10 protein-coding genes are annotated in these 13,568 nt (G+C 39.1%); 4 read left to right on the top strand and 6 right to left on the bottom strand.

The genetic code is table 11. From position 1 onward, the window contains the following. The first annotated feature begins 633 nt into the window (after nucleotides 1-633). Nucleotides 634-909: a hypothetical protein gene (locus tag B4U84_RS03705; protein WP_017309719.1), complete on the top strand. Its 276-nt coding sequence runs from the start codon at nucleotides 634-636 to the stop codon at nucleotides 907-909. A 329-nt stretch (nucleotides 910-1,238) separates the two neighbouring features. Here B4U84_RS03705 and B4U84_RS03700 read toward each other — a convergent pair whose 3' ends face one another. Further along, nucleotides 1,239-2,504, bottom strand: a complete 1,266-nt coding sequence (locus B4U84_RS03700) for an HhoA/HhoB/HtrA family serine endopeptidase (RefSeq protein WP_131115610.1) — start codon at nucleotides 2,502-2,504, stop codon at nucleotides 1,239-1,241. A gap of 437 nt (nucleotides 2,505-2,941) precedes the next feature. On the opposite strand from B4U84_RS03700, the gene rbp reads away from it, so the two are divergent. Further along, a complete protein-coding gene (gene rbp, locus B4U84_RS03695) occupies nucleotides 2,942-3,262 on the top strand; it encodes an RNA-binding regulator (RefSeq protein WP_017309721.1) in 321 nt (106 codons plus the stop codon). Nucleotides 3,263-3,383: 121 nt separating this feature from the next. Then, nucleotides 3,384-3,578 carry a 30S ribosomal protein S21 gene (gene rpsU, locus B4U84_RS03690; RefSeq protein ID WP_017309722.1) on the top strand — a complete coding sequence of 65 codons (195 nt, stop codon included), beginning with the start codon at nucleotides 3,384-3,386 and terminating at the stop codon, nucleotides 3,576-3,578. Between the two features lie 85 nt (nucleotides 3,579-3,663). On the opposite strand, the gene B4U84_RS03685 is transcribed toward rpsU, so the two are convergent. Next, nucleotides 3,664-6,789, bottom strand: coding sequence for an MFS transporter (locus B4U84_RS03685; protein WP_131115609.1), 3,126 nt, complete (start codon nucleotides 6,787-6,789; stop codon nucleotides 3,664-3,666). A 501-nt stretch (nucleotides 6,790-7,290) separates the two neighbouring features. Here B4U84_RS03685 and B4U84_RS03680 point away from each other — a divergent pair. Beyond that, the gene (locus B4U84_RS03680; RefSeq protein WP_131115607.1) at nucleotides 7,291-7,875 is read left to right on the top strand and encodes a RodZ family helix-turn-helix domain-containing protein; all 585 of its coding nucleotides are present in this window, start codon (nucleotides 7,291-7,293) and stop codon (nucleotides 7,873-7,875) included. 6 nt (nucleotides 7,876-7,881) lie between these two features. Here the strand turns inward: B4U84_RS03680 and B4U84_RS03675 are convergent, their stop codons facing one another. The 4 genes from B4U84_RS03675 to B4U84_RS03660 form a co-directional block, all read right to left on the bottom strand. Further along, entirely contained in the window at nucleotides 7,882-8,556 is a 675-nt protein-coding gene (locus B4U84_RS03675) for a VOC family protein (protein WP_131115605.1), read from the bottom strand. Between the two features lie 11 nt (nucleotides 8,557-8,567). Next, nucleotides 8,568-9,968 (bottom strand): hypothetical protein, encoded by a 1,401-nt coding sequence (locus B4U84_RS03670; RefSeq protein ID WP_131115603.1) that lies wholly within the window; start codon nucleotides 9,966-9,968, stop codon nucleotides 8,568-8,570. A 372-nt stretch (nucleotides 9,969-10,340) separates the two neighbouring features. Next, entirely contained in the window at nucleotides 10,341-10,682 is a 342-nt protein-coding gene (locus tag B4U84_RS03665; protein WP_131115601.1) for a hypothetical protein, read from the bottom strand. A gap of 360 nt (nucleotides 10,683-11,042) precedes the next feature. Beyond that, nucleotides 11,043-13,568, bottom strand: a 2,526-nt coding sequence (locus tag B4U84_RS03660; RefSeq protein ID WP_131118702.1) for a CHAT domain-containing protein, incomplete at its 5' end; no start/stop codon positions are given.

Raw genomic sequence — 13,568 nt, 5'->3', positions numbered from 1 at the left:
AGCTTTAAATACAATTATCTTAGTAATTGCTGATTTTAGACTAAATTTTTACTATCAATCGGTAAATCAGTAGTTATAAATAACAATTCCTGTTGAAATTAAATCGAAGACTATATAATATTAAGTTCAACTTTTTACAAAAATCTGAGTCCCTATCTTGATAATTTGTAGTATTCCTTAAAACATACATCAAATCTCTGGTTAACTATGTTTGTATTTTTAAAAATTTTCATACATTAATCTTGGTCTGACAAATACTTGATCTTGGTTGATTTACTAACTAATACCATACTCCCACCCATCCAAAAGTATTTTACCTATACATAATATTTGACAATTCTATAGTGATATCTGTAGTATCATTTCTAATCAAAATCTATAGAAATCAAAATTCAGTACAAGTACTGATTTATCTATTTGAGTAACTCTATTAACATTTATCTACGAAGAAAATTTTAATTTAGAATATAAGTGATAAAGATAACAGTATTTTTTCTAACTTTTAATTAACGGCAATTAAACTATTTTCAGAGGGAACGGGGAACGGGGAACGGGGAACGAAGAATATAAATCCTATCTGTAATTAATAAATTTTATTTCGCTGACTTTAAGATAAATAAAGGAGAATCTGAAATGAACAAGGTTCAATTAGCTTTGGTTATTAGCTACCTATTGATGACCTGCTACTTTTCAGTGAACTGGTTAAGATTTCATTTACGTCATCCTGCTAATTCCCCCGAAGATAAATTCTTATCTTTAGTCATGTTGGCGATCGCTATTTTCTCCTGGCCGCTGGTAATTCCCATGCACTGTTTACAAACCTTCAAAACAAGACACTTTGAATTTAGCACTGCGGTTCCTGTGCTGGTTGCGATCTCTGCATTTGGATTAGTGTTTTATATAATCTAGCACCCCTACCTTAAGTAAGTCAGTTTATAAACCTTTCAAGGTGGATAGAAACAGAAGCATTACCTCAGCGAAAAAGCTGTATTTCCTCTTTGTGTCCTGGTGTCTTGGTGTTTCAAATATTCTTTTTTCACCACCCTACTCTAAGAGAAGCCGCTTTGCGTCTACGGGTTCGCCACCTTGCCTACTCTTACGAGAAGCCGCTGGCGCGTCTACGTGACGGGAACCGCCAAGACGGCAAGTGGACTCACCAAGACGCCAAGACACCAAGAAAAGAAATTTTCATTTTCCCAGTTTACACCTTGAAAGGATTGATCCTACGTTAAATTTAATTAATTCATCGCAGTGGGAAATGCACCTGGTTGTACGGCTAAATTAACGGTTTGACCTTGACGGCGTAATTCTATGCTTAAGTTTCCACCGATTTGGCTATCATCTACTGCTTTTTGGATATTGCTAGGATTTTTGACAGTTTTACCGTTGAGTTTTTGAATTACATCGCCAGCACGTATACCTGCTTTTGCTGCTGGTGAATTAGGTATAACTTTCACAACTAGTACACCTTGATCTTCATTGACGGTTAAATTATTGTTGGGGTCTGAGTTGAGACTCTGCTTTAACTCTGGTGTCAATCCGATCATTTGAATTCCTAAATAAGGATGTTGGGCTTTTCCTGTGGTGATGAGTTGATCGGCGATGCGTTGAGCTGTGTTGATGGGAATGGCAAATCCGATTCCTTGCGCTCCTTGAATAATCGCTGTATTCATACCAATTACTTGACCACGATCATTTAACAAGGGACCACCAGAGTTCCCAGGGTTAATTGCTGCGTCTGTTTGAATATAGTCTACTCGTTTATCACTAGCACCGATTAAACTGCTGTTTCGTCCGGTGGCACTGATAATTCCTGTGGTGACGGTATTATCTAATCCCAAGGGATTACCGATCGCGATCGCTAATTGTCCTGGTTGTAATTGCTCAGAATTGCCCATTGTTAAGGTTGGCAGATTATTGGCTTGAATTTTAACAACTGCGATGTCGGTCAATTCGTCTTTACCCAATACCTTTCCGTCAAAGCTACGTCCATCTGTGAGTGAGACTTTTACCGTATCTGCACCATCAACGACGTGAGCATTGGTGAGGATGCGACCATCACCACTAATAATAAAACCTGAACCAGTGCCACGTTCGACTCTTTGTTGTGGTGATGATGGTAGTTGTCCGCCGAAAAAGCGCCGGAAAAAGGGATCGTTAAATTCCTCTGGTATGCGAGTTCTTACGGTTCTGGCAGAATCAATTCGCACTACTGCGGGGCCTACTTTTTGAACAACATTTGTGACAAAGTTTGGATCGTTGCTTGCTGGTAGGGGTAGAGCAGCATTCGCTGGAGTTACTGCCAAATTACTTGCATCCTTGGACATCTGCTGATGGTTATTGGCTACATATCCGCCAGCAAGGGTCATTCCAGAACCGAGCAATACTAGCGATAAATTTACAGCTGCTCTGCGCCAAGGTGTGATTCGACGAGGTTTTTCGGTGGATGAATCCAAGGAAAAGTTGTTTGATAAATTGTCGCGATCGCGTGGTTCTTGTAACATTTTTCGTAGGAAGTATTTCTAAAAGCTACTTCCAATCTAGATACCCATTGTGAAGTTTTTGTTGCACAAATGTGGCGCTGATGTGAAACTTCTTTGAACAGAGCCAAATAAATATTTTTGCCAAAAGATCAATAGCTTCGATAATGTTAACAGCAAGATGAGACCTTTGATCTAATATTTTTTACATCTTTGCGTTCTTGTATAAAACTTAATTCTCACCAAACCTTTCCCGAAGTCACATAAATATGCTTAAATTAACTTAAGCCAATCTAGCTTTTCTGCCGATGTACGTTCGTTTATTCGGCAATGTGACCATAGAATTTTTTTGTTATACTCCCAGTAACAGGATTTATTTTCGGCTGAGAATTTCGTTTTGATTTTGAAGAAGTGTCTCTCCGAATCTAACTCTATATAGCAAATGATTTGGGAGATGCCCTATGTCTATTTATATCGGTAACTTATCCTATCAGGTTAAGGAAGAAGACTTGAGGGAAGTTTTTGCAGAATATGGTACAGTTAAGAAAGTCCAGCTACCTACAGATCGTGAAACCGGACGTCTGCGTGGTTTTGCTTTTGTCGAAATGCAATCAGATGAAGAAGAAGAGCGTGCGATTGAAGCATTAGATGGTGCTGAATGGATGGGAAGAGATTTAAAAGTTAACAAAGCTAGACCTCGTCCAGAAAAAAGCGGTCCAAGAAGTTATTCTTCTGGTGGTGGAAATTGGGGTAATACTGGCCGCAACAATCGCCGTTACTAATACTTATATAAAAAATTTTAAAATTTAGAGTCTCCAGCAGGTCAAAAAAAATTGCTCAACTCTGCTGGAATGTTTTTTCTTTTTTGATGTACAATATCTACCCATACGAGGAGTAATCAGAATGACGCAAGTAGTATTGGGAGAAAATGAAGGGATTGAATCAGCCTTACGACGATTCAAGCGCCAAGTTTCCAGAGCTGGTATATTCCAAGATATGAGGAAAAAGCGTCACTTCGAGACTCCATTAGAAAAAGAAAAGCGCAAAGCTATTGCAAGACACAAACAACGCCGTAACGGTGGTTCTCGTCATAGGTAAAATTTTTGAGTAGAGATGTCATAGCTCCCCGACTTCTTAAAGAAGTCGGGGAGCTGAACAATAAGATCAATCCAAAATCCAAAATCTAAAATTGAGTGACTGCTAAAGCACCAGCGATCGCAGAAGCAACTAGGGAAGTAAAAGCAGTATTAAATAACCACCATGCTGCATCTGCTACAGCTTTTCTCGTTTCTGTTGCTTGCTTTTTGGTTTGTTCTTTGAGTGTAGCAAGACGTTTATTAACTTCTTGTTGGATACGTTCAGCACGCTGGAGGATGCTATCTCTTGTCGCTTCGATGCGGTCGATAATCTGATTAGCTTGTTCTGGGGAAATATCCTCACGAGAACTGAGGATTGCAACTAGGGTATCACGATCAAATTGACTGAGGCGATCGCGTAACGCTTCCAACCCCACTTGAGGATCATCAAACAATTTGGCAAAGTCTTGCTGAATCGCTTCATAATTTAGTTCGGGACGATCCAGGGAATTAAGATAGTTGCGGACTCTAGCAAAAATTCCATCAATCACCGATTGCAATCTTTGCTGGAGTTGCTGGTATTGTTCGACTAGCGAGTTGCGAACAGATTCGATTTGATCGACAATTTGGTTAGCTTCAGTTTCTGAAATATCCTCACGTTGGGATAGTAGCGCTACAAGTGTCGAACGGTCGAATTTGGCTAGGCGATCGCTCAAACTCCCAACTCCTGTGCGGGGATCTTGCAGCAATAATTGTAAATCTCGTTTGATACCCTCTGGGTTGAGTTCTTCTTTATTAGTGTTCCGCAAATAGTTTTCGAGATTGGCTTCAAAATCTAGAACTTGTTTAGTAGTGCGGCTTGCCAAGCGGCGTGGCGCTCTGATAATATTACCAATGGTTTGTTGTACCTGATCGATAATACGATTCACATCTTCTTCACTCAAGTCTCCTCGCTGAGTCAGCAATTTGACCAAAGTTTCTCGATCTACCTGCGAGAAGCGATCGCGTAAAGCCAAAGCACCCTCTTGGGGATGTTCGAGTAATTTTTCTAAATCTCGCTGGATACTTTCTGGGTTGAGTTCTTCCAAATTAGTATTGCGAAGATATTGGGCGATCGCTGTTGCTGTTTGTGCGTATTGTTCTTTTGCTTGGTCAGCTAATTTTTGCGGTGCTTGCAGGATATTATCCCGTACTTGTTCCAAATTATCCAAGATTTGATTAACTTGCTGTTCACTCAAATCTTGCCGTTGACTCAGTAATTTTACTAGTGTATCGCGGTCAAATTGCGATAATCTTGACCGTAAAGCCGAAATTCCGGCTTGCGGATCTTCCAACAGCGTTCTAAAATCGCGCTTGATACCTTCTGGGTTGAGTTCCTCTTTGTTGGTGTTTCGCAGATACTCTTCTACCCTTTGTCGCAGTTGATCAGCTTGGGTTCTTGCTTGTTCTTGTAGTTCTGTAGCTCGATTCAAAACGCGATCGCGAGTACTTTCGAGTTGATCTACAATATTATTTGCTTCCTCTTCACTAATATCTTCACGTTGCTGGAGTAGCTGTACTAATGTATCACGATTAAATGGGGAAAGGCGCTGACTTAATTCTTCAAAATCAGCTTCTGGATCTGCCAACAGCGTTGTAAAATCTCGCTCAATAGCTTCTGAATTTAGTTCTTCTTTACTCGTAGAACGCAGATAATTTTCAATGCGCGTACGCACATCCTGGGATTTTTCCCGTAGTTCTGCTTGACGGACTGTTTCTAAAACTTCCTGGCGAATATTTTCCAGTTGTTCCGAAATTTCCTTAATTCTTGCTTCACTAATATCATCGCGTCTTGAAAGCAAGCTAGTCAGATATTCTAGATTAATTTCCTCTAATTCACGGCGGACTGTTCCAGGATCTGCATTTAGATCATAGATGACATCTTTGAATTCATCTGCGATCGTAATGCGATTGAAATGCCAGGGTAAAGAATACAAAATGTAATCTTCTACATCTGCCTTAATAGTATTGTAAGGTAGTCCTGGTAATCTTTGAGCTATTTGTTCGTTTGCTTGATCTCTGAGTTGTTTTAATTGGGAAGTAATTTTCTCAACATCAACTTCTTGAACTTTATCTTTTAAATCTTCCAGTTGATGGCTGATTTTATCCACATCTATTTGGGAAAAATCTACCCTGTTGATCACAGCAGGTACAGCAGCAGTTAAGCCATATTGAATAGCTTGCTTGATTAAACCATTACTTTGTTTTCCATCACCTCCACCTGCTGTTACCAATTCCTGAAGTCGTTCACCCAATTTTTCAGATTTCAATTCTTCAGGACTTGCTTGTTTAAGTAAATTAATTACCTGTTGTGTGGGATTTCTGCGATTTAAAACTTGCTCCCAAGCTGCTTGGAATTGGTCTGCAATTTGATTTATATCTGCTTTAGAAAAATCTGTGCGGTTACTGATTAAATCGACAAAACTCTGACGATTGATATTTTGTAGTAAATCACTATTAGCAACAGATTGTAAATCCGAATCACGTAGCAGCTTGTCAAATTGCTCACGAATTTCTTTGAGATTTAATTGTGGTAATTGTACAGTTGCTAAAGAAGTTTGTAATGTATTGCGGATGCTGTCAGGATCAAAACCTGATGTTAATTCTCGACGGACAGCAGCTGTAATATCTTCCGCAGTTGCAACCATCTGGTTTTTTGCCACGTTAGAACCAATAGCAGTACCTGCTACACCCATCAGTCCTTGTAAACCAGAATTCACAGTATTGATCACAGAACCAATTAAAGAACCAACCGCATTTGAACCGAGCCACATTAATATTGAAAAATAAGCAGACCAAATGACTACACCAATAATCGCTCCCAAAAATGCACTACTGATAAAACTCAGTTTCACTGCTAAAAAAGAAGCACTAAATAATGCAATCGTTGCAGTTATTAGCGCCCACCAACCAACTTTCGCTTCTACTTTGCGAATCGCACCTCCCAAACTTTCAGATTCATCAGCATTTAAATCTACTCCCGATGAGATTCCTATAGCTACAGAAAAGTTTGTTAATAGTAATTGGAAAGCAAACGCCATGATTAATCCTGCGAGGAATGCTACCAAAAACTTTGGCCCAGAAAAAACAAGAGTTGCTTCTTCTGGAATGACAACCGCCTGAGCAAAATTAATCGGTACTAATCCAAAATCCAAGGGACACCATTTCAGAGCCAATTCTGTAATGGTAAACATAAATATTTCCCTCACTTTCACTCAATTACACACTTCCTTTTGTCCTGGAAATGTGATTACTTCTTCACCCTAGCCAGTAGTTTTTTAAACTGGTACTTCCTCTGGATATAAACACTTCTACCCGAAGTATGATTCCAAATGATTATATTTATTTTTTTTAAGAATTTAGTACTTATTATTTAGTGGTGAATGTTTTTTGCTATAGCATTCCTAAGCTCCCCGACTTCTTTCAATACGGTTCGGATAAGATAAATTGATCAACATTTAAACCCTGTAGAGACGCGAAATTTCGCGTCTCTACATACCAAAATTATGACGAAAAATCCTTAACCGAACCGTATTGCGACTTCTTTGAGAAGTCGGGGATCTGAACACCCGCGACTCATCAAAGAGTAATAAAAACGATAAATATCTTTGTTAATTCCTGTTTATTCTGTTAAATTTATGCTGATTTCCTACTAGTCAGGCTGAATTTACTAAAAGAGACCAGGGCGAAAAATCATGAACAAAATTATCGACACTAGCAAGAAATATTTTTTATCTGTAATATTTGTAGCGATCGCTGTTAGTCTTGGCAGTTGTAGTTCTAACTCTACTGATGAAGCTAACTTAAATATCACAACATCGCCAACTCCAAACAGTCAAACAACTGCAACCCCTACACAATCACCAACTCAAAGTACAGCTAGACTTAACGTTCAACCCAACAGTGGATCACCTACCACAGATAAAACAGATAAAACTGTAAATGTCACCCTATACACCAGCGATGCACAATGTCAAGAACTCGTCCCCCAAAAAACGACAGTTCCAGCACAAGAACCTGTGACAGGTGCGGTAGGTAAAATTTTAGATCAACGGGATAACGGTGACTTTAGCTTTTCTGGTTATCGAGTCAATATTAAAGATGGTGTCGCTACAGTAGATTTACGACTCACTCCCAATTCCCAACGTCAAATCACTTCTCTATCGAGTTGTGAACAATTTGCTTTATTCGGTAGTTTGCGTAAAACTCTCACAAGTAACCCCCAATGGGGAATTAAAGATGTTCGTTTCACCGAGCAAGGTAAAGATATAGTGTTATAGATACATTTACCATTTGATTACTAGCGGCAGTGTTGAGTCAAAACTGTGGTGTTTACCTTCCTTGGCATGATCGAATTCTAATTCGATTTGGTAGCGATCGCCAAAGCCAAAGTAAAAATTGATCAATCCTTCCTCAATGAGTTTTGTCACTTCAGCAGATAAGTTTTGCTCTCCAGGTAAACAAACTCGCACTGCTGTCATTTCCTTAAATGGAGGTTGGTGATCCAAAGGTTGACGTTTGTCTGGTGGATAATTTGCAGGTTTTTGAGTCCCAGTCCAAACAAAAATCAGAGGTTCTGCTAAATTGTTCTGTTTGGTAATAATTGGGATAGCAGCTCCCTCTGGTAAAAAAGGTGCATGATAATCCCAGGTTGGGAATGGTAGTTGTGAAGCAAGTGTTGCTGTACGAAAAGAGATACCAAACGGACAAGCTTGAGTTTCTTTCCAACGACAGCGTTCCCACAAACCTGTAGGTTGAACAACTGGAGACTGAATTTCATTCGGATCATTCAGCCAGAGTAACTCTAAATAAGCATTGTGAAAGAAAAAGCAAACGTTTGCACTACCCTGACCGTGATGAATGCGACCTCTTCCTTGTTTTAGTCCAAAAGCTTTGAGAACTTCTGCTTCCGGTGCTTGTGGAGCAACACAGATAAAGACATGATCAAGTTCTAGTTGCATATCTTGCACCTCTAGTTTCTTTTAATCCACAACTTAGCCACCCAGTACAGGAAAGCGATCGCCACAAAACTCCAAAACAAAGATAAAATCATCGGATGCGGTGGATTTTTTACAGAAATCGGTGCAAAGGGTTTATCTATATGTTGAGTCACCACACCAGAGACAATCGCACCACCACCCAAAGCGACACCGAAAATTTGGATTGTTTGTTCCAACGAGCGATCGCGTTTAGCTTGTTCTATTTCTACTATCCCACGAATTGAGGAAATTACTTGCTCTAATAATCCTGTACCGTGCTTAAAATAACCCAAATCGAAATTAATTTGTTTTTGGAATAAAGCAGAATTCTTGTGATAAAAACTTTCTAAAAAGCTTAAATCAGCTTGCTGGGTTTTACTAGAAATTTGTTGTAAGCGGTCATGATAATTTTCCGAATTAATCGCAATTGTGTTTTGATAATCTTCGAGATCTCGTAGTAAGCGAGTGTATTTAACTGCTAATTCGGCTAAGTATTTTAATTTTTCTGTTAGTTGATTTAAATCTTTTTGATTGAAATTATCACTCTTCTGATTTGATAAATCATCAAGTTGTCTTTCTATATTTTTATACTGTTCATCTAATGAATTATAAGTTTTTCGGCTATCTTGATAAGCTTTGACAACCTTAGTACGAAAGAAAAATAAATCTAATAATTCCGAATAGATTAAACCGAGATTTTCATCTGCTTGTTCATCGACAAATATCCAAATCAGGACATGCTGATAATTAGCTAATTCGCTAAACAATCCATATTCAAAAATTGGACTACCAAATAAATCTCCCTGACGATGAAAAGAGGGACGTTGTTTAGCATCAGCAAAAACAGCTTGTAAACAAGATTCGGCGATTTTATACAAATATTTCTTATCTTTCGCGCCCGTTAACCAAACCGTAATTAATAAAGTTTGTCCGAGAAAGAGTTTATTTGGCGAGAGAGTAAGGCAATTCTGAGGATTTAAATTACTGAGAAAACTAATATCTAAATCTGCGCTTGGTGTACCATCCGCTTCCTTTTCGGGACGGCGTAAATTGAGCCACAAACCATAACTATCATGTAATTGCCCAGGATAAGCAAAGCCTTTAATCATTACATCTTGCTGATGATCAACAGAAATCTTATTCTCAAAAGCTAGGGAATAATCACCGTCTTTGACTGCTGATTCCTTGAGCAAATCCACACGCGGACTATCAGAATATTTGCTAACATCTCTGATATTCTGGCTGAGATTTAAATCTATGTGCAGGATAGTCTTAACTATTGCATCTGCACCGTACCAAAGTTTATTTTGCTCATCTGGATTAATTTTCTCAAGATTTGCCGGTTTATAAAGTTGAAAAGCAAATAAATGAATATTAGGCGCATATATTTTCATAAATTATTTTGTCATCATACATCTTGTAGAGACGCGATTCATCGCGTCTAAAACTCAAACCACACGCGATTCATCGCGTCTAAAACTCTCGAATTTGAACCAAAGATGTGTTGCAATCATTAATTGAATGGGTATTGGTAGGGTGCGTTATGGCTTCAGCCTAACGCACCATCAAATAAAGTGGTAATCAAGCTAAGATATTTTATCTCTTGCAACAACTTTTGAACCCGCCAATAAATAAATTTCTTGGCTAATAGCTAAAGTCAGATAAATCTGACTAGAAAACTCTTTGAGTCCGTTTCAACGGACTTATGCTATTAGCCTGAGAATTTATTCTCAGCGAGATATAGGGTAGATGCAAAATCATGATCATTATTTTTTATCTCCCTCCCCTCCCCGTTTTTTATCTTCCAACTTTTCCAACCCCTCATCAATAACTCGATACTGATTCGTTAAAGTATTTTGCTGAGAAGCAGGATTAGTTTTTTCAACTTTCGTAATTTCCCGTTCCGTAATTAATACCGCATCTCTCACAGATTCATGATTGATGTACCACAAGCGAATTGCTTCCGCAAAGGATTCTGTTTCGGGATTATTTAAATCAGCAAGAATCTTTCGTAATGCTGAAATATCCTCAACCGCTACATGATCAAAAACATAATCTTGTTCTTCCACCACTTGTGTAAAAGCTTGAATTAATTTATCAGGTTCCATATTTAATTCTCCTATTTTATTTTTGTTGGTGTAGCCTGTGCTATGCGCTTAAGTTAAGGATAATTGTAGGTTGGGTTGACGAAGGAAACCCAACATTTTCAAGTATTTGTTGGGTTTCGCAAAGCCTCAACCCAACCTACAAAATTTAACTCATATCTTGCATCAGCTTTTCATCCCGCCAATAAATAAATTTATTGGCTAATAGCTAAAGTCAGATAAATCTGACTAGGGCGATGTTTGAGTCCGTTTTAACGGACTTATGCTATTAGCCTCCAGAATTAATTCTGAGGCGGGATACAAGGTTGGTGCAAGATGTGAGTTAAAGTTTTTGGCTCTAACACCAAGCGCATTGGACTAAAATTATTCTCCAATTGCACAAAACCCCGCCCAAAAACACGGATGTTTAAATGGTAATTGTTCTGGTAAATAGTTTTGCTGCAATCTCTTTCTAATTTTCCATTTATGCTTTGCATCCATCTCGGTTTTACTATCAATCCATAGAATTAAATCCTCTCGACTAACTTGGCGAAGCCATTTCTGGGTTTGGTTGAGCGCATAAGGAACATTAGGAGTTAGAGTTTGCAAGTTTTCATAAAATCTCATCATTAATATCGCTGTCGAAAAATCATCAACAGCCCATAAACTGCTAACTATATTGGCTGCACCAGCGCGAATAAATCCACTTGGTAAACCGATATATTCATCGCTGGTATTTGTAAAGTCAACTAAGCCACTTTCGCAAGCAGAAATAGTCACAAGACGACAGTTCGGGAAACTTAAATTAAATATATTTTTTAAAGTCAGATTTGGTTCTGAGTCATCTAAATTAATCGCCGCGTCGTCACGTATTTTTAACAGGCGACTTGGTTCGAGATCAGCCGGAATGGGAGAAATCAGAGTATCTGCTAACTGTAAACCAGATTCTAAGGGAGATTTGAAATTGAAGTAACCGTGACAAGAAAAATGCAGCCAGGAAGCATTGCGGAAATTATCGGCGTTTGCTTGTTCTGCTAATAATGCTGCTTTTGTCGCTGCGCTGTGTTTGAGAATTTGGTGTGGGTGAAATGTATTGGCGATTGTCTCGACTTCGATATCAGTGAATTCTAAATCTCTTGTAGGATTTTGAATCGCGAAGAGATCAGAGAATATATTGTCTTGTTGCGTCACCCCTCCCTGCTTGCGGGGAGGGGTTGGGGGTGGGGTAGATTTATTTTTCGCAAACCGCAAAAGTTGACAACTGGGTGCATAACTCACACCACCAGGATATTTATCTATTAAATATTCCCCGGAATCAAGCTGTAAAGCATGGAGGGGTAACAGGTGCAGGTAACGATGGGGAACTAAAATGATTTTTTGGCAATTGCTGGGAACAAGGGAGACTATATCATTTATATGTAGATGGTCGGCGAGTTGTGTTAGCTGATCATATAGATAATGTCGCCACTCACCTTTATCATTTTTACCGTTTTTATCCTTTTTGGAGTAAAGCTGGAGATATTCACTAGTCCACTTTCTCAACTTTTCTAAATCTTCAGCCTGGGAAGACCAAATTTTTGGTTTGTCTTGCTCACTGGTGATGATGAAAGCGCGAAAACAATCAGCAAAAATGTACCATTCGATAATTGCTGTCTCGCCATCCAACAAATTTTGAATCTCGCTAAACCGGATGGGGTGAAAACCGATGACTCTCGACATCAGTTGTTCGCGCTGTTGACGCAAATTATGTAACTCACTGCGATTGATTTCCTGGTTTTGATTTTTCTGTGCTGCTTCTAAACGTCGCTTCTCGACTTCAATTTTTTGCTGTAACTCTTGCAGTCGGTTTTTGACTTCTGCGGGAATTGCGCCTTTGGGGTAGCACTCATCATTAAATAGTAGTTCGACTAAATTGCGGGTTTTGCTGCGTTCAATAAATTCAACCGCTTGGGTATCCTCTTTTAATGCCAAACACACTTCTACCATACAGCGATAAAGTGTATTCCACTCTTCCGCTTGTTTGCGCTTGCTTTCCTCACCGGAAACAATTTCCCCCCGCAAAGATTCGACTGTTTCAATAGCTGATTCAAAGGTGTTGTAAGCTGAGGTGTACTGTTTTTCCGCTTGATACAGAATACCCAGATTATATAAAGTCTCTGCATGGTTTTGCGGAAAAGCTTCACGGGTTCTTACTTCTAAAGCACTCTCATAAGCTGCGATCGCATATTCAAGATTATTGGCTCGCTCTCCTAGTATTCGATCACTGTAAGCATTCCCCAGATTATTTTGCGTTGTCGCCCATTGTTGGGGAAAAGCTTCACGGGTATAAACTTCTAAAGCACTTTTATAAGCTGCGATCGCATTTTCAAGATTATTGGCTCGCTCTCCTAGTATTCTGTATAAGTAAGCATTTCCCAGATTATTTTGCGTCATCGCCCAATCTTGGGGAAAAGCTTCACGGGTATAAACTTCTAAAGCACTCTTATAAGCTGCGATCGCACTTTCAAGATTATTGGCTCGCTCTCCTAGTATTCTGTCACCGTAAGCTGTCCCCAGATTATTTTGCGTCATCGCCCAATCTTGGGGAAAAGCTTCACGGGTATAAACTTCTAAAGCACTTTTATAAGCTGCGATCGCATATTCAAGATTATTGGCTCGCTCTCCTAGTATTCTGTTACTGTAAGCATTCCCCAGATTATTTTGCGTTGTCGCCCATTGTTGGGGAAAAGCTTCACGGGTTCTTACTTCTAAAGCACTCTCATAAGCTGCGATCGCATATTCAAGATTATTGGCTCGCTCTCCTAGTATTCTGTATAAGTAAGCATTCCCCAGATTATTTTGCGTCATCGCCCAATCTTGGGGAAAAGCTTCACGGGTATAAACTTCTAAAGCACTCTCATAAGCTGCGAT

This window comes from Westiellopsis prolifica IICB1 (assembly GCF_004323185.1).
GTDB lineage: Bacteria > Cyanobacteriota > Cyanobacteriia > Cyanobacteriales > Nostocaceae > Pelatocladus > Pelatocladus prolificus_A.
The sequence above is the reverse complement of the archived record's forward strand: the minus strand, read 5'-3'. Positions and strand labels throughout refer to the sequence as shown.

What these genes read in the sequence shown, in the direction of transcription:
- B4U84_RS03705 (WP_017309719.1), top strand. Translation starts at nt 634, where the DNA reads ATGAACAAGGTTCAATTAGCTTTGGTTATTAGCTACCTATTGATGACC.
- B4U84_RS03700 (WP_131115610.1), bottom strand. Translation starts at nt 2,504, where the DNA reads ATGTTACAAGAACCACGCGATCGCGACAATTTATCAAACAACTTTTCC.
- rbp (WP_017309721.1), top strand. Translation starts at nt 2,942, where the DNA reads ATGTCTATTTATATCGGTAACTTATCCTATCAGGTTAAGGAAGAAGAC.
- rpsU (WP_017309722.1), top strand. Translation starts at nt 3,384, where the DNA reads ATGACGCAAGTAGTATTGGGAGAAAATGAAGGGATTGAATCAGCCTTA.
- B4U84_RS03685 (WP_131115609.1), bottom strand. Translation starts at nt 6,789, where the DNA reads ATGTTTACCATTACAGAATTGGCTCTGAAATGGTGTCCCTTGGATTTT.
- B4U84_RS03680 (WP_131115607.1), top strand. Translation starts at nt 7,291, where the DNA reads ATGAACAAAATTATCGACACTAGCAAGAAATATTTTTTATCTGTAATA.
- B4U84_RS03675 (WP_131115605.1), bottom strand. Translation starts at nt 8,556, where the DNA reads ATGCAACTAGAACTTGATCATGTCTTTATCTGTGTTGCTCCACAAGCA.
- B4U84_RS03670 (WP_131115603.1), bottom strand. Translation starts at nt 9,968, where the DNA reads ATGAAAATATATGCGCCTAATATTCATTTATTTGCTTTTCAACTTTAT.
- B4U84_RS03665 (WP_131115601.1), bottom strand. Translation starts at nt 10,682, where the DNA reads ATGGAACCTGATAAATTAATTCAAGCTTTTACACAAGTGGTGGAAGAA.